Raw genomic sequence first — 20,455 nt, 5'->3', positions numbered from 1 at the left:
CGCATTCACCCGTCCGAAACGATCACGGCCCAGGAAATTGATGTGCTCGTAGCCCGGGCCAGGTGTTGTCGGGGGGATGGGGTCAGCGTTCTCGGGGTGGGCGGAGGAGGGGGTGGGTGCGCATGGCGACCTCCAGTTCGCCCGGGAGGTCGTCGCGGTAGCGGCCCAGGGTGGACAGGTCGCTGTGGCCCAGGACGCGGCGGACGGCGTCCATGTCGACCGCGTCGGCCAGCAGGTGCGTGGCGGTGGTGTGGCGCAGGCCGTGCGGGGTGACCGTGCGGAGCTGCGTGGGGTCGACGCGGCGCTGGACGCGTTCGATGACGCCCTGGACGTCGCCGCGGGCCAGGCGGCGGCCCCGCCACGACAGCAGCAGCGCCTTGTCCTGGGCACCGGGCGACGACGGGCGTTCACGCTCGAGGTAGGCGTCCAGGGCGAGGGCGACGTCGCGGGGGAGTGGCACGTCGCGGGTGCGGCCGCCCTTGCCGAAGATGCGCCAGTAGCGCACCCCGTCGTTGGTGAAGAAGTCCTCCACGTTGGCCCGCACCAGCTCCGACACCCGCGGCCCCAGCGTCGACAGCAGCAGCACGATCAGCGCGTCCCGCAGCTCCGTCCGCTGGTCACGCCGACCCTGGCCGGGCTCGTCGGACAGAGTCCTGGCCGCGCCGATCAGGCCCTGCGCCTGCTCGCGGGTCAGCGCCCGCCGTTCGGCACGCAGGCCACCCCGCTGCCTGGCCGTCACCGTGGCGGCCGCCATCGGGTTCAGCTGCACCCAGCCGGCCAGCGCGGCATGCTTGAACAGCGCCGAGATCGACCGGCGAAAGCGCGCCTGCGAGGCCGGGCTCTGCCCGCCCTCGACCCGGGAACGCCGCCCGTCCGGCCGGCGCGCGAACGCCAGCAGGATCGCATCCACGTCCTCACCGGTCAGGTCGTCCAGCACCGTGGCCTCACCGGCCAGCTCCACCAGCGTCGCCACGTCCCGCGCGTACACCTCCGCGGTCGAGGTGGCCAGCGCGCCCGTCAACGTCCTGGCCCGCACCAGCTCCACATACCGGTCGGCCGCCTCGGCCACCGACAACCGCTCCAGCTCCGCAGGCCGCAACCCCGCCCCTCTCCACGACGAAGATCCACCGATGAAGATCCACCAGCGAAGGTAGCGGCCCCCACCGACAAAAACGCGGCCACGACAAGCCAGCGGCCCGCCGTACACAAGCTCGCCATAGAACGGCAGGCCCGCCGTACACGCAAAGCCGCCGTGCAAGGCCGTACAGAACAGAGCTAGATGTCGCGGAAGGTCTCGATGCGCGCCCCCAGGGCGTTGAGCCGCTCGGCCAGCCCCTCGTACCCGCGGTTGATCACGTACACGTTGCGCAGCACCGAGGTGCCCTCGGCCGCCAGCATCGCCAGCAGCACCACCACCGCGGGCCGCAGCGCCGGCGGGCACATCATCTCCGCCGAGCGCCACCGTGTCGGCCCCTCCACCAGTACCCGGTGCGGGTCCAGCAGCTTGACCGAGGCGCCCAGCCGCGTCAGCTCCGTCAGGTAGATGGCCCGGTTGTCGTAGACCCAGTCGTGGATCAGCGTCGAGCCCTGCGCCACGGCGGCGATCGCGGCGAAGAACGGCACGTTGTCGATGTTCAGCCCGGGAAACGGCATCGGATGGATCTTGTCGATGGGGGAGACCAGCTTGGAGGGCCGCACCGTCAGGTCCACCAGCCGGGTGCGGCCGTTGGCGGCGGCGTACTCGGCGCTGCGGTCGTGCTCGAGCCCCATCTCCTCCAGCACCGCCAGCTCGATCTCCAGGAACTCCACCGGCACCCGGCAGATCGTCAGCTCCGAGGACGTCACCACCGCCGCCGCCAGCAGCGACATCGCCTCGACCGGGTCCTCGCTGGGGGAGTAGTCGACGTCGGCCTCGATGTGGGCCAGCCCGTGCACCGTCAGCGTGGTGGTGCCGATGCCCTCCACCCGCACGCCCAGCTGCTCCAGGAAGAAGCACAGGTCCTGGACCATGTAGTTGGAGGAGGCGTTGCGGATCACCGTCACCCCGTCGTGCCGCGCCGCGGCCAGCAGCGCGTTCTCGGTCACGGTGTCGCCCCGCTCGGTCAGCACGATCGCCCGCCTGGGCGACACGTCGCGATCGACCCGCGCGTGGTAGAAGCCGCCGGTGGCGGTGATGTCCAGCCCGAACGGCTTGAGCGCCGACCAGTGCGGCTGCACCGTACGGGTGCCCAGATCGCACCCGCCGGCGTAGGGGATGCGGAATTGGTCGGTGCGGTGCATCAGCGGCCCCAGGAACATGATCACGCTCCTGGTACGGCGGGCCGCCTCGGTGTCCATCGCCTCCAGATCCAGCCGGGCCGGCGGCACGATCTCCAGGTCGTTGCCCTCGTTGATCCACCGGGTCCGGACCCCGATCGAGGCCAGCACCTCCAGGATCCGGTACACCTCCTCGATCCGCGCCACCTTCCGCAAGATCGTCCGGCCGTCGTTCAGCAGCGAGGCGCACAGCAGCGCCACGCACGCGTTCTTGGACGTCTTGACCGCGATGCTGCCCGACAACCGGCGGCCGCCCACCACCCGTAGATGCATCGGCCCGGCATATCCCAGCGACACGATCTCGCTGTCGAGGGCTTCCCCGATCCGGGCGATCATCTCAAGACTGATGTTCTGGTTGCCGCGCTCGATCCGGTTGACCGCGCTCTGACTGGTCGCCAGAGCATCGGCCAGCTGAAGCTGCGTCCATCCACGATGCTGACGCGCGTCCCGAATCAGCCGGCCGATCCGCGCAAGGTAGTCGTCTGCCACAGCACGACAACATATCTCACATATGAGATTCCAAATCCCGGTGCGCCGCCAGATGCTCCGGCGTGGCCGACGGCTTGCCCTTGTGCACGAACGCCTGCCGCGCCGCGCGGAAGCCCGACCGGTCGTCGAACATGTCCCTGCTCATCTCCGCCAGCTCCTCGGCCCGGTAGGCCGACAACGGCTTGCGCGCATCGTCGGCCTCACGCGCCTCGGCCTTGGCCGCCAGCAGCCGCGCGTAGTCGCCGCCGGCGGCCAGGCGCTCGGCGTAGTCCAGCACCTGCCGTTCGAACTCCAGCCGCGAGCCCGCCAGCACGTGATCGGCCAGCCCCAGCCCGGCCGCCTCGGCCGCCCCGATCGGCAACGCCTCCTGGGTGAGCCGCCTGGCCGTCTCGGCGCCGACCCGCTTGGGCAGGCTGTAGGTCCACAGCTCCGACCCGAACAGGCCCATCGTGCGGTAGTGCGGGTTCAGCACCACCGGCTCGCGCATCAGCACCCGGTCGGCGCCCAGCCCCATCATCACACCGCCCGCGCCGGCGTTGCCGCCCACCGAGGTCACCACCAGCTGCGAGGTGCACGTGACGATCTCGCGGCAGACCTGGTTGATGGCGTTGATGTTCATCCACGCCTCCAGCTCAGGATGCCGCGCCGCCTCGATCACGTTCAGATGGATGCCGTTGGAGAACGTCTCGCCGCCGCGCACCACCAGCACCCGCGTGTCCTGCGCCACCGCGTACTTCAGCGCCGCGGCCAGCCGCCGGCACTGATCGGTCGACATCGCGCCGTTGTAGAAGTCGAAACTGACCACGCCGACACTCTCGGAGCGGTCGTAGGTGATCTCGCTGTAGCCGGAGCGCTCATCCAGCTGCGACACGCGCTCGCCCAGCACCATCGCGGACGGCAGCTTGACCGCGCCCGGCCGCTCCAGCCGCAGATGGCCCACCCACACCGAGGCGTCGCCGGTGTTGACCAGCACCGCGCCCTCGCGCCTGGCCGCTATCGTGCCCGGCTCACCGCCCAGCGCCGGCCCGCGGTAGGTGTCGAACACCCTTACCGGCTGCTCGCCCAGCACCGCCCGCCCGCCCGGCGAGCCGTCGGCCGCCCGCACCCGCCGCAGGATCGCCTCCGTCGGCTCCTCCCACGACAGCTGCCTGTCGTCGTTGCGCATCGCGCGCCGCAGCCGGCCCCGCACCTCCGGCCGCCGGTAGTCCAGCGGCGCCGGCGAGAACGCCGGATCGCCCGCCTTGGCCGCCACCTCGACCACCAACTCCACCGCCGCATCGGCCACCGCCCCGTTGTACAGGGCGGACTTGCGCACCGGCTCGTCCGGCAACGGGAAGGTCCGGAAACCCCAGATGGGGCCGGCGTCCATCTCCTCGACCGCCTGCAGCGCGGTGACGCCCCACTCGCGCTCGCCGTCCAGGATCGCCCAGTCCAGCGACGACGGCCCCCGATCACCGGGCGGCCCGGGATGGATGATGATCGTGCGATGGCTCTGCCACAGCCGCGAGGGCACCTTCTCCTTCAGAAACGGGCAGATCACCAGGTCAGGCTTGGCCAGCGCCACCGCCTCCAGCATCACCTGCTCAGAGACGGCCAGCTCCACGCTGACGTCGTGCCCGGACCTGCGCAGCTCCAGCCACGCACGCTGGGACAGGCCGTTGAAGGAGGAGCAGAGCAGCAGAATACGCAACGGAAACTTCCTCAATCACTCACACAGGGATTCGCCCCACGAGCCCGGAATGCCACAGGCGTTCGTGTGAGCCCCATCCGACCCGATACTGACATGAGAGTGCAAGCCGCACTGACAAAACACAGCAAAAAGGCCCAACTTCTCCCGTACGGCAAGCCACCCGGAACCCCATTTCGGCCACCCGCCGATTACCCGCCGCAACAGCCGGATACATAGAGTCACATGCGGCGACCACCGGCCCACTCACTGCGCACACCCCGCGCCGCGGGAGCAGCCGGCATCGCCGCCGCCCTCCTGCTCGGCGGCGCCATGATCGCTGTACGCCGGGCCATACCGTCACGCCCGCTGGACGTAGCCGCCTACCTGGCCGACACCACCAGCCGCCACACCCTCAACCTGGCCCTGATCCTGCTGCCCTTCGGCGGCATCCTGTTCCTGTGGTTCATGGGCGCCATGCGCGACTCCATCGGCGCCCGCGAAGACAGGTTCTTCGCCACCGTCTACCTCGGCTCCGGCTTCCTGTACGTGGCCAGCCTGTTCGTCTTCGGCGCCACCGCCAGAGGCTTCCAGCTCACCCTCGACCACGCCGGCCCCAACCCGCCCTCGGCCGACCTGCTCCACTACGGCCGCTACCTGACCATCGCCCTGCTGGCCGAATACGCCCCCCGCATGGCCGGCGTGTTCGCCCTCACCACCACCACCATCGGCACCCGCCTGCGCATCGTGCCACGCTGGCTGACCCTGCTCGGCTACCTCGCCGGCCTCATCCTGCTGCTGCTGGTCAACCCCCTGCCCTGGACCGAGCTCGTCTTCCCGCTCTGGGTCCTGATCGTCGGCTGCTTCCTCCTCACCGTCCACAAACCCGATGATCTAGACAATCGAGAAGAAACCGACACTTAGCGCCGACGAACCCCCGGGTACACCGCCAGACACACACCCAACCCGGGGGAGAAGCAGTGAGAGTTGTCGTCGACCTCACGCGCTGTCAAGGCTACGGACAGTGCGCATTCCTGGCACCCGACGCCTTCACCATGCCAGGCCAAGAAGCACTCATGTACGACACCGACCCCGACGACACCCAACGCGAGCACATCCTCCAAGCCGCCGCCGCATGCCCCGTCCAAGCCATCCACGTCGACCACATGGCCACCCAACACCGCACCAGAGACCCCGAACTCGCCCACCCCACCAGCGACCACGACACCCACTTCAAAACCACCGGCCACATCGTCATCGTCGGCGCCTCCCTCGCAGGCGGCCGCGCCGCCGGCGTCCTACGCCGAGACGGCTTCCAAGGCACCATCACCCTCATCGGCGACGAACCCCACCAGCCCTACGACCGCCCACCCCTGTCCAAACAAGTCCTCACCGGCGCCGTCCCCGCCCAACACACCATGCTGCCCCACCTACGCAACATCGAAGTCGAATGGCTCCCCGGCACCCCCGCCACCCAACTCGACATCGCCACCAAAACCGTCCACCTCGCCGACGGCCGCACCATCCCCTTCGACAAAGTCCTCATCGCCACCGGCGCCCGCGCCCGCCCCTGGCCACACCCAGACCAAGCCACCCTCAACGGCGTCCACGTCCTGCGCACCCTCGACGAAGCCGACCGCATGCACCGCCAACTCACCAACGGCGTCAACCGCGTCCTGGTCATCGGCGCCGGATTCACCGGATCAGAAGTCGCCTCCGTCTGCCGCGACCTAGGCCTCCCCGTCACCGTCATCGAAGCAGGACCCGCACCACTAGCCGGCTCACTCGGCAAATTCATCGGCGACATCGCCGCCGACATGCAACGCCAAGCCGGCATCGACCTCCGCTGCAACACCACCGTCACCCAGCTCAACCACACCAACGGCACACTCACCGGAGCCACACTCTCCGACGGCACCACCATCGACGCCGACATGGCCGTCATCGCCCTCGGCGCCATCCGCAACGTCGAATGGCTCCAAGGCTCAGGACTGGCCGCAGGACCCTGGGGAGTCGCAACCGACGCCGGATGCCGCGCCGTCGACATCAACGGCCTCGTCACCGACGACATCTTCGTCGCAGGCGACGTCGCCCGCTTCCCCCACCCCGTCTACCACTACCAATTCCTCGCACTCGAACACTGGGGCAACGCCGTCGCCCAAGCCGAAATCGCCGCACACAACATGCTCAGCGACCAAGCCCACCGCTGGCCCCACCTCTCACTACCCGTCTTCTGGTCCAACCAGTTCCACACCAACATCAAATCCGTCGGCGTCCCCACCGTCGCCGACCAGATCGTCATCACCCAAGGCTCCATCGAACAACGCCGCTTCGTCGCCGCCTACGGCTACAAAGGCCGCATCACCGCCGCCGTCACCTTCGACCAAGGCATGTGGCTCGACTTCTACCGCGACCAAATCGAACAAGCCGCACCCTTCCCACCCGAACACCGCATGGTCAACAAACCCGACCACCTCCGGCCCATCCCCGCAGACGTCCCACAACACATCGCACCCGCAGAAGGCGCCACCGTCGTCGTCACCGGCCACGACCCGGGCGAACGCCGCGTCACACTCGTCCGCCCCCCGCAATAAACCACGCACAACACACAAGGGGGGACACCCTCGTGGCACCGGCAAGCATCTACGAACAAATACTCCAATACGCCAACCGCGCCGACCCATACACCCTGTACAAAGAACTCCGCAAAACACCCGTAGCCCGCCAAGAAGACGGCAGCTACGTCGTCAGCACCTACCAAGAAATCGTCGCGCTCCTGCACGACCCACGCGTCAGCAGCGACCGCCGCAACCTCAACACCCCACCCCCCGAAGCCATCCCCTCCTCCTTCATCGGCATCGACCCACCCGACCACGACCGCCTCCGCCGCATCGCCATGACCCGCTTCGGCCCACCCCACTCACCCCGCACCGTCGAAAACCTGCGCGACGAACTCCAAAAAATCATCATCAACCTCGTCGACGACATCACCGACCGCACCCAAGCCGACATCGTCGACGACATCGCCTACCCCTTCCCCGTCACCGTCATCTGCCGCCTGCTCGGCGTCCCACGCGAAGACGAACCCAAATTCCACGTCTGGGCAGAAGAAATCGTCGAAGTCCTCGGCCCGGGGGAGGGCGACCAGGAAGAACGCAACAAACGACGCCAGAACGCCCTGCTCGGCCTGGCCGGCTACCTGGGCGACCTCGCCGAAGCCCACCGCAGAGACCCCGGCCCCGACATCCTGTCAGGACTGGTCACCTACGACGGCCCAGAAAAGCCCATGACCGACATCGAGGTCGTCACCACCGCCTCCCTGCTCCTCATCGCCGGCCACGAAACCACCGTCAACCTCATCGCCAACGGCATGCTCACCCTCCTGCGCAACCCCGAACTCCTACAACGCCTGCGCAAGCAACCCGACCTGGCCATCCACATCGTCGAAGAACTCCTACGCTTCGAACCACCCGTCCACTTCGTGCCACAACGCGTCGCCCTCGACGACATCACCATCGCCGGCGTCACCATCCCCAAAGGCTCCAACATCGTCCTGGCCCTGGCCTCGGGCAGCCGCGACCCCGCCCACGTCCACAACCCCGACAGCTTCGACCCCGACCGGCCCTACATCCAGCACCTCGGCTTCGGCGGCGGCATCCACGCCTGCTTCGGCGCGCCACTGGCCCGCCTCGAAGCCCAACTGGCACTGCGCGAACTGGCCAACCGCCTGGTCAACCCGCACCTGGTCACCGACCCACCGCCATACCGATCCAGCGCGACCCTGCGCGGCCCGCGCCACCTGCTCATCACCTACGACGACGTCCTGCCACACACACCCAACGCATAAGCCCAGGTGGAGGCGGGCCCGAGGCCGTACCCTGGGCCCGCCGTACCGGAGCGACCCGGGGAAGCGGCGGCAGACCTGTGCCTACGTGCTGCGACGGCAGCGGGTAGCCATCACGCATGTGACATTTTGCGGAAAATATCTTGGTGAAGTAGCGTGACCCGCGTGACTGCCGGGTCGGCCTTGGGCCACAAACCAGAGAGCAGCCCGGCTGACGGTTGATCGCCAGGCGGGCGCGCGGCCCGCCATTCCTCTTCTCCATTCAGCACGGCACAGCAGAAACCACCAATGGAGAAGAATGGATTTCAACAAGCAGGTCATCGACGACTTCCGCGCCAACAACGGCCAGGTCGGCGGCTATTTCGAGGGAGCGAGACTGCTCCTGCTCACCACCACGGGCGCCCGCTCAGCCCAACCGCACACGACCCCGCTCGGCCATCTGCCTGACAGCGTTGGACGCATGCTGGTCATCGCCTCCGCCGGGGGAGCACCGAACAACCCGGCCTGGTACCACAACCTGAAGGCCAACCCACGCGCCACCGTGGAGACCGGCGTCCTCATCTTCGACGTCGAGGCGGAGATCCTGGCAGGCGCCGAACGTGACGCGGCGTTCGCCCGCGCAGTGGAAGGCGATCCCGGCTGGGCCGAGTACCAGGCCAAGACAGCGCGCACCATCCCAGTCGTCGCACTTCGCGTGGTCGGTCCGCCCCGGAACAGCGCACCGTCGGCCGGTGCCTACCTCAAGCTGGTGCACGACGGCTTCCGCCGGGAACTCGCGCTGATCCGCAAGGAACTGGCCGACTCCGGCCGCCCCGGCCTGGGCGCGCAACTGCGGATCAACTGCATGACCATGTGCCAGGGACTGCACCACCATCACACGGGCGAGGACATGATGATGTTCCCCGGCCTGGCCGAGCAGCATCCCTCGCTCGCCCCGACCCTGGAGCGGCTCGGGCGGGAACACGAGCACATCGCCGTACTCCTGGAAGAGCTGAAGCAGGCCCTGTCAGGCGACGACCCGCTGAAGGTACGCGCGGAGATCGAGCGGCTCATCGACGAGCTCGAAGCGCACCTGACGTATGAAGAGGAGCAGCTTGTGCCGATTCTCGATCTCGCCTGAGCCCGTCAGGAGGCCTGTTCCACGAAACGGCTGGCGATCTGCTGGCCCCGGGTGCCGGAGAACAGGCCTTCGGATTCCAGATTGATGCCGGCCTGGACGAACGTGGCAGCGTCGCCGACCTCGAAGCCCAACTCCTCGATCCACCCGCCGGAAAGTAGCCCGGCAACACCCCGGCCGAGGGGTCCGATCACCTATCAGGTGACAGGGTCCCTCGGCCAGGACCAGAGCGATCGACGGTTGGCCAGCCGGGCCGCCCGACGCAAGACGGCTTCTGCAGGGGCGTGTTCCCAGGCAAGGCTCGGTCGTTCGGGCCGTCGTCGGCAATACGTGCAACCAGGATCACCGCAGACGCTTTCACGCCACTGGTCGCACACCACACACAGCACTGCGTCATACCGTTCGCAGTAGTCCTGCCTGGTGCCGCACCGCAGGCATGATCCAGACTCCGGGCGGATGGCGGAGGGGCGCTTACGAGGCATCCCCCTGTGCGAGGTTCAGCATCTCCGCATCCACCATGGCTGAGACGGATCACCATAGGAGTCCACGATCGTGCGAGAACAGTAGAACTCGTCAAGCGGATGCACCCGCCGCCGAAGCTCCCGCGACGCGCCTGCCGGAAGCCCGCACAGAGCCTGCTCCAGCGTCTCTCGTGGATGAGCGTCAGAGGGACAGCACGCTTCAACTCCGCAGCCACGGAGCTGTGGATCTGTCAGCCCACGGGCCGGTCCGTGAACGGTGCCGACCCACCGCGCCATCGCGTCGGCGATGGCCCCTGGCCACAAATGTGAATCCTCGAACGCGGCAATCTCGCTTTGTGTGCGCGCCGAGACCCCAGAAACGATCTTCCTGCCAGGCTCCGGGCGGAGCCTGCGCGACAGCTTGGCGCGCACCTGGCCTGGCCGTCTACGCGCCATAGGCCTTTCGTCGGTTCGTCATAGACGACATCCTTCCAAAGGGAGGCCGTTCCGATCAATGCGGCCCTGTCCATCCGGCCAGGCCTCTGCCCGAGGGCCAGACTTCCCGACCTCTCTTGATCTTCCGTCGATTAGCTGTGCACTACGTATCGCCGCAGGTCGACGGCCATCTATGGACTCCCGCGGTCGGTAAAGCGCACGACCACCCACTCATCCAGCCGCTGCCCGCCGGCATCCCGGCCGCGGTGCTCCGGAGAGCGTCCGAGGTGCCCGGACACGAACTGGGCGAACATCGATCACACACGATGGTCTCGGGAACGATCACCGCCGCATTCGCCGGCCGCTCATCCAAGGTCAGCAGCCGCTGATGGGGGAGTACCGACCAAGACATCCGCAACGCCTGTGCCCAGCCCGGCCGCATCGGCTCCAGCGTGACCGTCCGGGCCGGCAGCAGGGAGGCGTCAACGGACTTGGTGGTCGGGCTCAGCACCGCCGCGGTGATGGTCCGCGTGGCCAGATCCACCATGCCGGTCAGCTCGACCCGTAAATCCCATACCGGACAGAATCCACCTTCTGTCCGGTATGAATACGAGAGGGGCAAATGTCGGCTATCCCTACGAGGGATGAGCGGCGAGATGGGCCTGGAGTTTGCTGAGGATGTCGGACCAGGCGGCCTCGGCGCCGGCTCGGAAGCGTGGGGCGGGCAGTCGCTCGTGCAGGATCGTCATCTGGGTGGTGTCGCCGTCGGGGGTGAGAGTCACGGTGACCCTGGTCGGACGGGCGCCGGTGCTGCCCGGAGACTGCCAGGTGAACACGAGGCGGGTGGGCGGCTCGACGACCAGGTATTCGCCGGTCACCTCATCGACGCCCGTCGGAAAGAGCTTGGCGATACGGAACCGCCCGCCGACGACGGGGTCGGCCGAGGCCTCGGCGACGGTGCCCGAGCCGGGGAACAGCCACTGGCTCATCCGGTCGGGGTTGGTCCAGGCGTCGAACGCCTCTTCGGCGGAAGCGTTGAGGACACGCGTGACGTGGACGGACTCTTCGGCTCGGACGGTCATCGATCGCTCCGGTCGCTGGATTCTTTCAGATGGCGCACCAGCGCGTCGGCGCTCCGCTCCCAGAAGCCGGTGTAGTCGGAGATCCACCTCTCGGCCTCGGACAAGTGTTCTGGGTCCACGGTCAGGTAGTGGTCGCGTCCATGAACGTCACGACGGACCAGGCCCGCGCGCTCCAGGACCTGGATGTGCTTGGACACCGTGGCCAGCGCCATGGGGAACTCGCCGGCCAGTTCGGTGACGCGCAGCCGCTCGTGCTGGAGCCGCCGCAGGATCTCGCGCCGGGTCGGGTGTGCGAGCGCCGCGTAGGTGAGGTCCAACACCCCCAAACGTTCAGCCATGTTGCGAAACATTAGCCGCCGCACCTATGTTTAGCCAAGTCGCTGAATAACTCAGCGTGACGTTCGATTGAGGGGTTCACACGTGATGACACGATCCGCCCGGACGGGCTGGACGCTGGCGCTCGCGTCGCTGGGGGTCTTTCTGACCTCCCTGGACGTCGTCGTGGTGGCGACGGCGCTGCCGGTGCTGAGAGGGCGGTTGGGCGCGAGCCTGGCCGACCTGGAATGGACGATCAACGCCTACAACCTGGCGTTCGCCTGCCTGATCCCCACCGGAGCCGCGCTCGGCGACCGGTTGGGACGCCGCCGCGTCTATGTCGCGGGGCTCGGGGTGTTCACTGCGGCGTCGGCCGCCGCCGCGCTGTCGCAGAGCGCGGGAGAGCTGATAGCCGCGCGGGTCGCGCAGGGCGTGGGGGCCGCGCTGGTCCTGCCGTTGACACTGACGCTGATCAGTGCCGCGTTCCCTGCGGACAAGAAGGGCGCGGCGATCGGGATCTGGGGCGGAGTCTCGGGGCTCGGCGTGGCGGCCGGGCCGTTGGTGGGCGGGGCGATCCTGCAGGGCATCTCCTGGCAGTGGATCTTCTGGGTGAACGTGCCGGTCGGCCTTGTGGTGATGGCGCTGACGACACTGCTCGTGCGCGAGTCGCGTGGTCCGCGTCCCCATCTGGATGTGGTGGGTCTGCTGTTGGCCGGTTCCGGGCTGTTCGCGCTGACTTGGGGTCCGGTGCGCGCGCCCGAGGCGGGCTGGGGAAGTGTGCAGGTGGTGGTGGCTCTGATCGCCGGAGTGGTGCTGCTGAGTGCGTTCGTGGCGTGGGAGCGGCGGGCTGCGCATCCGATGGTGCCGTTGGCCTACTTTCGTAACCGGGCTTTCGCCACGGCGAACGTTGTGATCTTCTGTCAGCTGATCTCCCTGCTCGGCTCGCTGTTCCTCATCACGCAGTTGTTCCAGATCGCCCTCGGATACTCGCCGCTGCAGGCGGGGCTGCGGATTCTGCCTTGGACGGCGATGCCGATGCTGGTGGCGCCCGTCGCCGGGGCGCTGGCCGATCGTGTGGGGTTTCGGCCCTTCATGCTCGGTGGGCTGGTCTTGCAGGCTGCGGGCCTTGGCTGGCTCGCGGCTGTCGCCTCGCCGGGCATCGGGTATGGGAGCGTCGTCCTGCCGCTGATCGTCGCCGGAGTGGGTATCGCCATGTGCTTTCCCACCGTGGCGGGCGCCGTGGTCTCGGCCGTACCTGCCGAGGACGTGGGTACTGCCGCAGGGGTGAACAACGCGCTGCGCGAGGTCGGCGGCGTGTTCGGCGTCGCCATCGTGGCCGCGGTCTTTGCCGGCAGCGGGCACTACGGATCGCCGCAGGGGTTCCTCGACGGATTCGTTCCGGCCGAGTGGGTGGCCGCCGCTGTCGCGGCGGCGGGTGTGATCGCCGCCTGGCTCGCTCCTGGCAAGCCCCGCATGCAGCCTGACGTCGCCGCTGAGGTGGAGCCCGCCCTGGCTCTGGAGGCCGAGTGATCGCCTGGCCAGATGTCAGCGGGAACGGGTGTGTTGGTAAGACCTGCGCCTAGGCCCGGTCTTACCAACACACCCGGCGCCGGTGTCCGAGCAGTCGTGGGATCGCCTGTCGGCCTCCGAGTGGGGGTGCGTTCGCCTGTAGGACTGTCCGTTGCGAGTGTCGCTGGCCGAGCAATGTGGCTGCGATGCCGCGTAGCGGATGATCTGTCCAGGTCAGGCGCGCCGCACTCCTTGTTTGAGCGACTGCTTAAATCGCGCGATAGGCCGATTTGGGCAGTCGTTCAAGGATCGAGCTGGTGTGCGGGGGTGGGGAGTGAGGGCCGTTACAGGCTGGCGATGAAGCGTTCGGCTGCCTGGGCGTCCATGCCGGTTTCGCCGCGGACCAGGAAGGTCGCTTGTTCTGTACGGCCGGCCTGGAGGAGTTCGCGTACGCGGGTGGCCAGGTCGGGTTGCATGGGTGGCCTGGTGGGCGGGTGGCCGGGCAGGTCGCGTCCGGCGACCATGGCGTCGACGATGTTCTTGGCGGTTCTGAGGTCAAGGCCGGTGTGGTCGCGCAGGATCTTGATGGCGTGGATGGGCTGGCGTTGGGCGATGAGCTGGCGTAGGTGGTGTTCGAGTTCGGATGGCAGCTGGATGGGTTGGCTGGGTGGTGCGGGTTTGCGCCGGGTGGCGAGGTAAACGGTGATGGTGATCACTGCGGCGAGGGCGATGAGCGCGAACGCGATGGCGATGATCTCGGTGAGGCCGAGGCCGATGCTTGCGCTCTCTGCTGCGACAGCCATGCGTGGGATGTTACAGCTCGCGTTGTGGATCTATCTGCGCATTCTTGGGCATCTCCAGTTGCTTGATAATGGACATTATGTCAAGTAGACCGGCCGGAGAGGGGCAAGGCTTTACCCCCCGACCACTGAGAGACCCTGCGGGACCCGATGACTTTGACGGCCCGGCCGAGCTAGCGGTCGCGAGATGGCCGCGACCGGCGTCGAGCTGGTGTGGGTGAGAACGGAAGTTGCCCCCCAAGGCGCCGGTGAGGTGACCAGGGAACGCATCGTGGTGGCCCGATCGAGATCGCCGACACCTCGAGGCGCTCGGTCGGGCTGCGTTGCGGTCGCGCCGGATCCCGGGTCTTGCCTGGCGCCGGGTCGGCGGGATGTGGCGCGGCGGTCGTCGGCGCTCTTGTACGGCGGGCGCCACGGCATCCGGCGCCGCCGAGTCGTCTCCGAAGGGATGCGCACCAGGTCGGGTGTGGACATGCGACACGAGTACCGCAACGTGCGAGGCAGGCAACGCGGCAGGGAGCTCCCGGATCGGCAGCTCTCCCCCGCTGACGGCATGATCGTCTCCCGGCTATCCGCATGACCGCGGCGTGCCCACGCTGGTCGGCGCCGTGGTACGGAGACGCGCGGATGTCGTAGCTGGTCGCAGGCATGATCGCTGGGCTGGGGCTCCAGGTGGGTGTCAATGAGGGCCGGAAGCGGGTATGGCAGGGCGGGCTACTCCCCCGGGCTCTGTGTGGCTCGCCGTACCGGGAGTTTAGTGGTTGAGGTTGGTGAGGAGGTCGGAGGTGGTGGCGCGCTGGCCGATGCGGGGGAAGACGCGTTCGACGGTGTGATGGTGGGCGTCGAGGTCGAGGTCGGTCATGGCGTCGGTGGCGAGGGTGACGTGGTAGCCGTGTTCGTGGGCGGCGCGGGCGGTGGATTCGACGCCGGCGCTGGTGGCGACGCCGGCCAGGACGATCTGGGTGATGCCGCGTTCGTGTAGTCGCTGGTGGAGGGCGGTGTCGTGGAAGGCGCCCCAGGTTCGTTTGGTGATGACGAGGTCGTCGGGGTGGCCTGTGAGGTCGTCGACGATGGTGTCCCAGCCGTCGGGCATGGCGGTGGTTCTGGGTGGGGTTTCTGTGCGGCCGGGGGCGGCGCCGTTGACGCGGACGAGGACGACGGGGGCGTTGCGGGCGCGGAAGGCGTCGGCCAGGGCTTCCTTCAGTCCAGGCTGTGCAACTCAGATTGTTCAGTTTGGACTGTCTGTTTGAGGTGTTTTCCCAGGTACGGCGGGCCGGCGCCACCCCGGGCGCGGCGGGCTGCGGGGGCCCGTGTACCGTGCTAGGGCCGGATCGTGGTGCGGGGGGCACGGCGTTTGACGGGTGTTTTGACGCCCTGTTGATTCCGTGACCGCGGCGCGATGTGGGGATTTAGGGTGGGATTCTGCTGTACCACCGCGAGAGGAGCGGGACGTGGGGAACCAGTCGGTGTTATGTCCGGTGTGCCAGGGGGTCCTGCCGGGCTCCGGGCGTGACGCGTACACGCCCTTGCGGGGGCGGCTGATCGTGACGAACGGCTACTGCAGGTGCGCGGCACCGGTGGAGCGCGTGCAGCAGGTGCAGCAGGTGGCCACTCCCCCTGTTTCGGCGCCTCAGCCTGTTCAGCAGGCGTCGCAGTTGCCGGTGCGGGTGCCCTCCAGCCGCTAGTTGTGGCGGGTCAAGTCTGGTCGGTGTGCCAGTAGTCGCGGGTTTCCAGGGCTTGGCCGTCGATGTCGAAGCGGACGAAGACGCAGCCGGCCAGGGTGCCGGTGGCGGTGGTGACGCGGAATTCGATGGCGGCGCGGTCGCCGTCGACGAGCGGTGTGGCGAAGGTGACCGTGGGGGCGGTCTCGTCGTCGAAGGACCAGCGGATGTAGTCGGCGATGGCCTGTTTGCCGCGGTGGGGTGGCCGGAAGGGCATGGAGGTGTGGACGGCGTCGTCGGCGTAGAGGGTGAGGATGGCGTCGACGTCGTGGTGGGTCCAGCCGTGTTGCCAGGTGTCGGCGAAGCGGCGGGCGGCTGAGCGCGGGTCCATGACCGCCATTTAATCGGTTGCCAGAGTGTCGGTGGCGTTGGTTATGGTCTGACGTCGTGTCTGGTGAGCAACCTCTTATCTATGCGCGCGGGTTGGTGAAGCGTTTCGGCGACTTCACCGCGGTCGACGGGATCGACCTGGAGGTGGCTCCAGGCGAGGCGTTCGGCTTTCTGGGGCCCAACGGGGCGGGCAAGTCCTCCACGATGCGGATGGTGGCGTGTGTGTCGCTGCCGTCGGCGGGTGAGCTGCGGATCCTGGGGTTGGATCCGGTCAAGGACGGGCCGCGGATCCGGGCGCGGCTGGGGGTGTGCCCGCAGCTGGACAATCTGGATCCCGATCTGACGGTGCGGGAGAACCTCACCACGTATGCGCGGTATTTCGGGATCTCCCGGGCGGATGCGCGGGACAAGGCGCAGGAGATGCTGGAGTTCGCGCAGCTGAGCGACAAGGCCTCCAGCAAGGTCGAGCCGCTGTCGGGCGGGATGAAGCGGCGGCTGACGATCGCGCGGGCGATGATCAACGACCCTGATCTGGTGCTGCTGGACGAGCCGACGACGGGGCTGGATCCGCAGGCGCGTCACCTGTTGTGGGAGCGGTTGTTCCGGCTCAAGCAGCGGGGCAAGACGCTGGTGCTGACCACGCACTACATGGACGAGGCCGAGCAGCTGTGTGATCGGCTGGTGGTGATGGACGGCGGGCGGATCGTGGCCGAGGGCTCGCCGCGCGATCTGATCACCCATTACTCCTCCCCCGAGGTGGTGGAGTTGCGTTTCGGTGATGAGGCGCTGGAGGGGTTCGTCGACAAGCTGGCCGGGGCCGGCGATCGGGTGGACGTGCTGCCGGATCGGATCCTGCTGTATGCCAAGGACGGCGACGCGGCGGTGTCGGAGGTGCATCGGCGGGAGCTGGCGCCTTCGAGTGTGCTGGTGCGCCGTTCGTCGCTGGAGGATGTGTTCCTGCACCTGACCGGGCGGACGTTGGTGGACTGATGGCGCATCCGACTGTCGCGGTGCTGGAGCGGCACCTGACGCTGTACAAGCGGCTGTGGCGGGCTTCGCTGTTCTCCTCGTTCGTGCTGCCGGTGTTGTTTCTGGCCAGCATCGGGCTGGGGCTGGGCGGTTATGTGGGCACGGTGCAGGGCGTGCCGTACGTGGCCTGGATCGTGCCGGGGGTGCTGGCCTCGACGGCGTTCCAGATGGCGGTGGGTGAGTGCACCTACAGCGTGCTGGGCGAGTTCAAGTGGACGCGGGGGGCGCACGCGATGTTCGCCACGCGGGTGTCGGTGCGGGACATGATCGGCGGCTGGTTGCTGTACATCGTGTTCCGCATCGAGGTGGCGGTGGTGGTGTTCCTGGCGATCGTGGCGGCCTTCGGGGTGCTGGGTTCGCCGTGGGCGCTGGTGACGCCGCTGGTGGCGGGGTTGCTGGCGCTGGCGGTGGCGGCTCCGGTGACGGCGTTCTCGGCGACGATCGACCATGACAGCTATTTCGCGCTGCTGTTTCGGTTCGTGATGATCCCCTCGGCGTTGTTCGCGGGGGTGTTCTTCCCGGTGGAGCAGTTGCCGGCGTTGGTGCGGCCGCTGGCGTACGCCTCGCCGTTGTGGCATGGGGTGGCGTTGTGCCGGGCGGCGACGATGGGGGCGGCTCCGCCGTGGCCGTGGTGGGTGCACGTGGGGTATCTGGTGGTGTTCGCGCTGGCCGGGATGTGGTGGGCCGGGTGGGCGTTCCGTAGGCGACTTCAGGACTAGGCGATGGTGACTGCTCTGGTGGTGCGGCACGTTTCGGCGGGCCGGGTGGGTGCGGTGGTGGGCCGCAATCTGGGGGCGTTGCGTTCGGGGGCGTCCTACTGGCTGGTGCTGGTGTCGGGGTTCTTCGAGCCGCTGCTGTACCTGCTGTCGATCGGGGTGGGGGTGGGTGCTCTGGTGGGGCGCATCCCGCTGGGCGATGGGCGGGTGGTGTCGTATGCGGTGTTCGTGGCGCCGGCGATGCTGGCGGCCTCGGCGATGAACGGGGCGCTGGCCGAGACGACGTTCAACTTCTTCTTCAAGATGAAGTACGCCAAGACGTTCGAGGCGATCCTGGCCACGCCGGTGCGGCCGGTGGAGGTGGCGCTGGGTGAGCTGAGCTGGGCGATGATCCGCAGTTCGTTCTACACCGCGGCGTTCCTGGTGGTGATGGTGGTGCTGGGGCTGGCCGAGCCGCTGTGGGCGGTGGCGGCCTTTCCCGCGACGATGCTGGTGGGGTTGGCCTTCGGTGCGGCGGGGATGGCGATGTCGACGCTGCTGCGCGGCTGGCAGGATTTCGATCTGATGAACGCGGCGCAGTTTTCGCTGTTTCTGTTCTCCGGTACGTTCGCGCCGGTGCGTGACTATCCGCCGGTGCTGGAGGCGGTGGTGGTGGCCACGCCGCTGTATCACGCGGTGGAGTTGGTGCGGGGGCTGGCGTTGGGGCAGCCGTCGTGGGCGCTGGTGGGTCACGTGGTGTATCTGGCGGTGATGATGGTGGCCGGGTTGTGGTTCGCGGCGGGCCGGATTCAGCGGGTGCTGTGCGCGTAGGGGTGCACGGCGGTGACAGCGGTGATGGGTAGCGGGCCGTACAGGTGGGGGAAGCCGTCTTCGATGCGGACGTCGAGCCCGGTGGGGTCGATCTCCAGGATCAGTAGGGGGTCGTGTACGTGGGCGTAGAAGGTGGCGGCGACCTGGTCGAGCTGGGCGCGGTCGCGGCTGCAGTGGATGAAGCCGACCTGTTGCAGGGTGTGGCCGAGGGTGGAGATGCGGTATTCGCCCGTGGGCCGGGCCGCCTGCCAGTCGGCGGCCAGGGCCAGGTGCAGGATGCTCATGTGATGGCGTCCCATTCGCTGCGCAGGATGGCGTAGTCGAGTTCGGAGGCCCACTCTCCCTTGATGAACTCGTTGTCCACGAGGTGGGCTTCGCGGCGCATGCCGAGTTTTTCCAGCACGCGGGCCGAGGCGGCGTTGCGGGCGTCCAGGCGGCCGATGATGCGGTGCAGGTCCAGGCCTTCGAAGCCGAGGCGGAGCATCTCGCGGGCGGCTTCGGCGGCGTAGCCGTGGCCGTGGTGGTCGGGGTGCAGGATGTAGCCGACCTCGCCCTGGCGGTTTTGTTTGCTGGTCCAGATGAGCAGGGTGTTGCCGATGAGGTGGCCGGTGTCGCGCAGGGTGATGGCCAGGTCGATGGCGTCGAACTCGTTGAGCAGCGCGACGCGGGTGATCTTCTTGTCCAGGTGGGTGCGGACGGTGTCGAGGTCGCGGGGTTCCCAGTACAGGTAGCGGGTGACGTCGGGGCGGGATTCGTAGGCGTGCAGGGGGTGCAGATCGTCGGGGGTGAACGGGCGCAGGACGAGCCGCTCGGTGATGATCGGGAAGGTGGGTTTGAGCACGTCCGCAGTGTAGTGAGTGGCTATTGGGGGTGTGAACACATTTTCACGGCGGCCTCCAGCAGTGTCTGGGATTCGTGCAGGGGGCGTTGTTCGACGACGTGTTCCAGCCACAGGGCGCTGATGGTGGTGTAGAGCAGGCGGGTGCGTGTGTCGTCGGGGGGCAGGCCGAGGGCGTCGGCGACGGTGGCCACGCAGCCGTCGGTCCAGCGGCGGGCGATCTGCTGCAGGGCGGGGTCGCGGCCGGCGTGTACGTACAGCTCCCACAGGCCGAGCTGGCGGTTGCGGTCGGCGGCGATGTGGGTGGCCAGGTGGGTCAGGCCGTGGCGGGCGATCGCGGCGCGGGTTTCGGCCAGTTCGTCGTCGACCAGCTGGGCGAAGGCCTCGGTGAGTAGTTGGTCGCGGGAGGCGAAGTAGTAGGTGGTGGCCGCCAGTGGCAGGTCGGCGCGCTGGGCGACGGCGCGGTGGCTGACGGCGGCGAATCCGCCTTCGGTCAGCAGGTGCACGGCCGCCTGCAGCAGCGCGGCGCGGCGTCTCCTGCCTCGTTCCTGTGCTGGGCGTTCCTGTGGTGGCGTGGGCGCGTTGTCGGGAGGCGTGGGCGTCGGGTGGGTCAATGGGCACCTGCCAGGTTCAGGACGATGACGCCGCCGATGATGAGCAGGATGCCGCCGATTTTGAGCGGGGTCAGGCTCTCCCCCATGAACAGGAAGCCGATCAGGGCGATGGCGGCGGTGCCGACGCCTGACCAGACGGCGTAGGCGGTGCCCATGTCGAGCTGGAGTTTCAGTGCGCGGGCCAGCAGTACGAAGGAGGCGATGTAGCCGGCGCTGGTCACGATGGTCCAGGTGAGGTTGGTCAGGCCGTCGCTGAGCTTGAGTGCGGAGGTCGCCAGGATTTCGGTGGCGATGGCGAAGGCGAGCAGGATCCAGGCCATGGGTGGAGCACTCCAAAACTGGTACGGGCGTACCAGTCTAGCG

Annotated in this window: 21 protein-coding genes; 8 read left to right on the top strand and 13 right to left on the bottom strand. The window is 68.1% G+C overall.

Annotation, left to right across the window (positions count from 1 at the left end):
* Positions 1 to 82: 82 nt before the first annotated feature.
* The 3 genes from ACIBHX_RS13930 to ACIBHX_RS13920 all read right to left on the bottom strand — a co-directional run bounded on the left by ACIBHX_RS13930 (position 83) and on the right by ACIBHX_RS13920 (position 4,495).
* Positions 83 to 1,099, bottom strand: coding sequence for a tyrosine-type recombinase/integrase (locus tag ACIBHX_RS13930; protein WP_397067374.1), 1,017 nt, complete (start codon positions 1,097 to 1,099; stop codon positions 83 to 85).
* Positions 1,100 to 1,275: 176 nt separating this feature from the next.
* Positions 1,276 to 2,805, bottom strand: coding sequence for a helix-turn-helix domain-containing protein (locus ACIBHX_RS13925; RefSeq protein WP_397067373.1), 1,530 nt, complete (start codon positions 2,803 to 2,805; stop codon positions 1,276 to 1,278).
* 16 nt (positions 2,806 to 2,821) lie between these two features.
* Entirely contained in the window at positions 2,822 to 4,495 is a 1,674-nt protein-coding gene (locus tag ACIBHX_RS13920; protein ID WP_397067371.1) for an enoyl-CoA hydratase-related protein, read from the bottom strand.
* Positions 4,496 to 4,717: 222 nt separating this feature from the next.
* Between ACIBHX_RS13920 and ACIBHX_RS13915 the strand changes: the two genes are divergently transcribed.
* From ACIBHX_RS13915 to ACIBHX_RS13900, 4 genes are all read left to right on the top strand, one after another.
* Positions 4,718 to 5,395 carry a hypothetical protein gene (locus tag ACIBHX_RS13915; protein ID WP_397067369.1) on the top strand — a complete coding sequence of 226 codons (678 nt, stop codon included), beginning with the start codon at positions 4,718 to 4,720 and terminating at the stop codon, positions 5,393 to 5,395.
* 56 nt (positions 5,396 to 5,451) lie between these two features.
* A complete protein-coding gene (locus tag ACIBHX_RS13910; RefSeq protein WP_397067367.1) occupies positions 5,452 to 7,065 on the top strand; it encodes an FAD-dependent oxidoreductase in 1,614 nt (537 codons plus the stop codon).
* A 32-nt stretch (positions 7,066 to 7,097) separates the two neighbouring features.
* Positions 7,098 to 8,318 (top strand): cytochrome P450, encoded by a 1,221-nt coding sequence (locus tag ACIBHX_RS13905; protein ID WP_397067365.1) that lies wholly within the window; start codon positions 7,098 to 7,100, stop codon positions 8,316 to 8,318.
* A 295-nt stretch (positions 8,319 to 8,613) separates the two neighbouring features.
* On the top strand, positions 8,614 to 9,435 hold the full coding sequence (locus ACIBHX_RS13900; RefSeq protein ID WP_397067363.1) for a nitroreductase/quinone reductase family protein: 822 nt from the start codon (positions 8,614 to 8,616) through the stop codon (positions 9,433 to 9,435).
* A 5-nt stretch (positions 9,436 to 9,440) separates the two neighbouring features.
* Here ACIBHX_RS13900 and ACIBHX_RS13895 read toward each other — a convergent pair whose 3' ends face one another.
* The 3 genes from ACIBHX_RS13895 to ACIBHX_RS13885 all read right to left on the bottom strand — a co-directional run bounded on the left by ACIBHX_RS13895 (position 9,441) and on the right by ACIBHX_RS13885 (position 11,748).
* Positions 9,441 to 9,626 (bottom strand): hypothetical protein, encoded by a 186-nt coding sequence (locus tag ACIBHX_RS13895; RefSeq protein WP_397067361.1) that lies wholly within the window; start codon positions 9,624 to 9,626, stop codon positions 9,441 to 9,443.
* Positions 9,627 to 10,963: 1,337 nt separating this feature from the next.
* Entirely contained in the window at positions 10,964 to 11,410 is a 447-nt protein-coding gene (locus ACIBHX_RS13890; protein WP_397067359.1) for an SRPBCC domain-containing protein, read from the bottom strand.
* Positions 11,407 to 11,748 (bottom strand): ArsR/SmtB family transcription factor, encoded by a 342-nt coding sequence (locus tag ACIBHX_RS13885; protein WP_397067357.1) that lies wholly within the window; start codon positions 11,746 to 11,748, stop codon positions 11,407 to 11,409. The genes ACIBHX_RS13890 and ACIBHX_RS13885 overlap by 4 nt, the downstream gene beginning before the upstream one ends.
* Positions 11,749 to 11,833: 85 nt before the next feature.
* On the opposite strand from ACIBHX_RS13885, the gene ACIBHX_RS13880 reads away from it, so the two are divergent.
* Complete coding sequence (locus ACIBHX_RS13880) at positions 11,834 to 13,255, top strand: DHA2 family efflux MFS transporter permease subunit (protein WP_397067355.1); 1,422 nt, start codon at positions 11,834 to 11,836, stop codon at positions 13,253 to 13,255.
* 323 nt (positions 13,256 to 13,578) lie between these two features.
* Here the strand turns inward: ACIBHX_RS13880 and ACIBHX_RS13875 are convergent, their stop codons facing one another.
* The 3 genes from ACIBHX_RS13875 to ACIBHX_RS13865 all read right to left on the bottom strand — a co-directional run bounded on the left by ACIBHX_RS13875 (position 13,579) and on the right by ACIBHX_RS13865 (position 16,086).
* Positions 13,579 to 14,037 (bottom strand): 50S ribosomal protein L7/L12, encoded by a 459-nt coding sequence (locus ACIBHX_RS13875; protein ID WP_397067354.1) that lies wholly within the window; start codon positions 14,035 to 14,037, stop codon positions 13,579 to 13,581.
* Positions 14,038 to 14,788: 751 nt separating this feature from the next.
* On the bottom strand, positions 14,789 to 15,226 hold the full coding sequence (locus ACIBHX_RS13870; RefSeq protein ID WP_397067818.1) for an isochorismatase family protein: 438 nt from the start codon (positions 15,224 to 15,226) through the stop codon (positions 14,789 to 14,791).
* A gap of 503 nt (positions 15,227 to 15,729) precedes the next feature.
* Positions 15,730 to 16,086, bottom strand: a complete 357-nt coding sequence (locus ACIBHX_RS13865) for a nuclear transport factor 2 family protein (protein ID WP_397067352.1) — start codon at positions 16,084 to 16,086, stop codon at positions 15,730 to 15,732.
* A 95-nt stretch (positions 16,087 to 16,181) separates the two neighbouring features.
* On the opposite strand from ACIBHX_RS13865, the gene ACIBHX_RS13860 reads away from it, so the two are divergent.
* The 3 genes from ACIBHX_RS13860 to ACIBHX_RS13850 are packed head-to-tail and all read left to right on the top strand — an operon-like array spanning position 16,182 to position 18,640.
* Positions 16,182 to 17,075 (top strand): ABC transporter ATP-binding protein, encoded by an 894-nt coding sequence (locus ACIBHX_RS13860; RefSeq protein ID WP_397067817.1) that lies wholly within the window; start codon positions 16,182 to 16,184, stop codon positions 17,073 to 17,075.
* Positions 17,075 to 17,833, top strand: coding sequence for an ABC transporter permease (locus tag ACIBHX_RS13855; protein ID WP_397067350.1), 759 nt, complete (start codon positions 17,075 to 17,077; stop codon positions 17,831 to 17,833). Before ACIBHX_RS13860 ends, ACIBHX_RS13855 begins: the two co-directional genes overlap by 1 nt.
* 3 nt (positions 17,834 to 17,836) lie before the next feature.
* A complete protein-coding gene (locus tag ACIBHX_RS13850) occupies positions 17,837 to 18,640 on the top strand; it encodes an ABC transporter permease (RefSeq protein WP_397067348.1) in 804 nt (267 codons plus the stop codon).
* On the opposite strand, the gene ACIBHX_RS13845 is transcribed toward ACIBHX_RS13850, so the two are convergent.
* The 4 genes from ACIBHX_RS13845 to ACIBHX_RS13830 are packed head-to-tail and all read right to left on the bottom strand — an operon-like array spanning position 18,619 to position 20,412.
* Positions 18,619 to 18,924 (bottom strand): DUF952 domain-containing protein, encoded by a 306-nt coding sequence (locus ACIBHX_RS13845; RefSeq protein ID WP_397067346.1) that lies wholly within the window; start codon positions 18,922 to 18,924, stop codon positions 18,619 to 18,621. The two genes, ACIBHX_RS13850 and ACIBHX_RS13845, sit on opposite strands and share 22 nt — an antisense overlap.
* Positions 18,921 to 19,481 (bottom strand): GNAT family N-acetyltransferase, encoded by a 561-nt coding sequence (locus ACIBHX_RS13840; RefSeq protein WP_397067344.1) that lies wholly within the window; start codon positions 19,479 to 19,481, stop codon positions 18,921 to 18,923. Before ACIBHX_RS13840 ends, ACIBHX_RS13845 begins: the two co-directional genes overlap by 4 nt.
* A gap of 20 nt (positions 19,482 to 19,501) precedes the next feature.
* Entirely contained in the window at positions 19,502 to 20,092 is a 591-nt protein-coding gene (locus ACIBHX_RS13835) for a TetR/AcrR family transcriptional regulator (RefSeq protein WP_397067342.1), read from the bottom strand.
* The gene (locus ACIBHX_RS13830) at positions 20,089 to 20,412 is read right to left on the bottom strand and encodes a DMT family transporter (RefSeq protein WP_397067341.1); all 324 of its coding nucleotides are present in this window, start codon (positions 20,410 to 20,412) and stop codon (positions 20,089 to 20,091) included. The genes ACIBHX_RS13835 and ACIBHX_RS13830 overlap by 4 nt, the downstream gene beginning before the upstream one ends.
* Between the last annotated feature and the right edge of the window lie 43 nt (positions 20,413 to 20,455).

The sequence above is a fragment of the Nonomuraea sp. NPDC050536 genome (assembly GCF_044457685.1).
Taxonomy (GTDB): domain Bacteria; phylum Actinomycetota; class Actinomycetes; order Streptosporangiales; family Streptosporangiaceae; genus Nonomuraea.
The sequence above is the reverse complement of the archived record's forward strand: the minus strand, read 5'-3'. Positions and strand labels throughout refer to the sequence as shown.

Excerpts from the sequence above, each read along its gene's own strand:
- ACIBHX_RS13885 (WP_397067357.1), bottom strand. The coding sequence starts at position 11,748 with ATGGCTGAACGTTTGGGGGTGTTGGACCTCACCTACGCGGCGCTCGCA.
- ACIBHX_RS13890 (WP_397067359.1), bottom strand. The coding sequence starts at position 11,410 with ATGACCGTCCGAGCCGAAGAGTCCGTCCACGTCACGCGTGTCCTCAAC.
- ACIBHX_RS13915 (WP_397067369.1), top strand. The coding sequence starts at position 4,718 with ATGCGGCGACCACCGGCCCACTCACTGCGCACACCCCGCGCCGCGGGA.
- ACIBHX_RS13845 (WP_397067346.1), bottom strand. The coding sequence starts at position 18,924 with ATGAGCATCCTGCACCTGGCCCTGGCCGCCGACTGGCAGGCGGCCCGG.
- ACIBHX_RS13875 (WP_397067354.1), bottom strand. The coding sequence starts at position 14,037 with ATGGCTGTCGCAGCAGAGAGCGCAAGCATCGGCCTCGGCCTCACCGAG.
- ACIBHX_RS13850 (WP_397067348.1), top strand. The coding sequence starts at position 17,837 with ATGGTGACTGCTCTGGTGGTGCGGCACGTTTCGGCGGGCCGGGTGGGT.
- ACIBHX_RS13865 (WP_397067352.1), bottom strand. The coding sequence starts at position 16,086 with ATGGACCCGCGCTCAGCCGCCCGCCGCTTCGCCGACACCTGGCAACAC.
- ACIBHX_RS13830 (WP_397067341.1), bottom strand. The coding sequence starts at position 20,412 with ATGGCCTGGATCCTGCTCGCCTTCGCCATCGCCACCGAAATCCTGGCG.
- ACIBHX_RS13855 (WP_397067350.1), top strand. The coding sequence starts at position 17,075 with ATGGCGCATCCGACTGTCGCGGTGCTGGAGCGGCACCTGACGCTGTAC.
- ACIBHX_RS13900 (WP_397067363.1), top strand. The coding sequence starts at position 8,614 with ATGGATTTCAACAAGCAGGTCATCGACGACTTCCGCGCCAACAACGGC.
- ACIBHX_RS13880 (WP_397067355.1), top strand. The coding sequence starts at position 11,834 with ATGACACGATCCGCCCGGACGGGCTGGACGCTGGCGCTCGCGTCGCTG.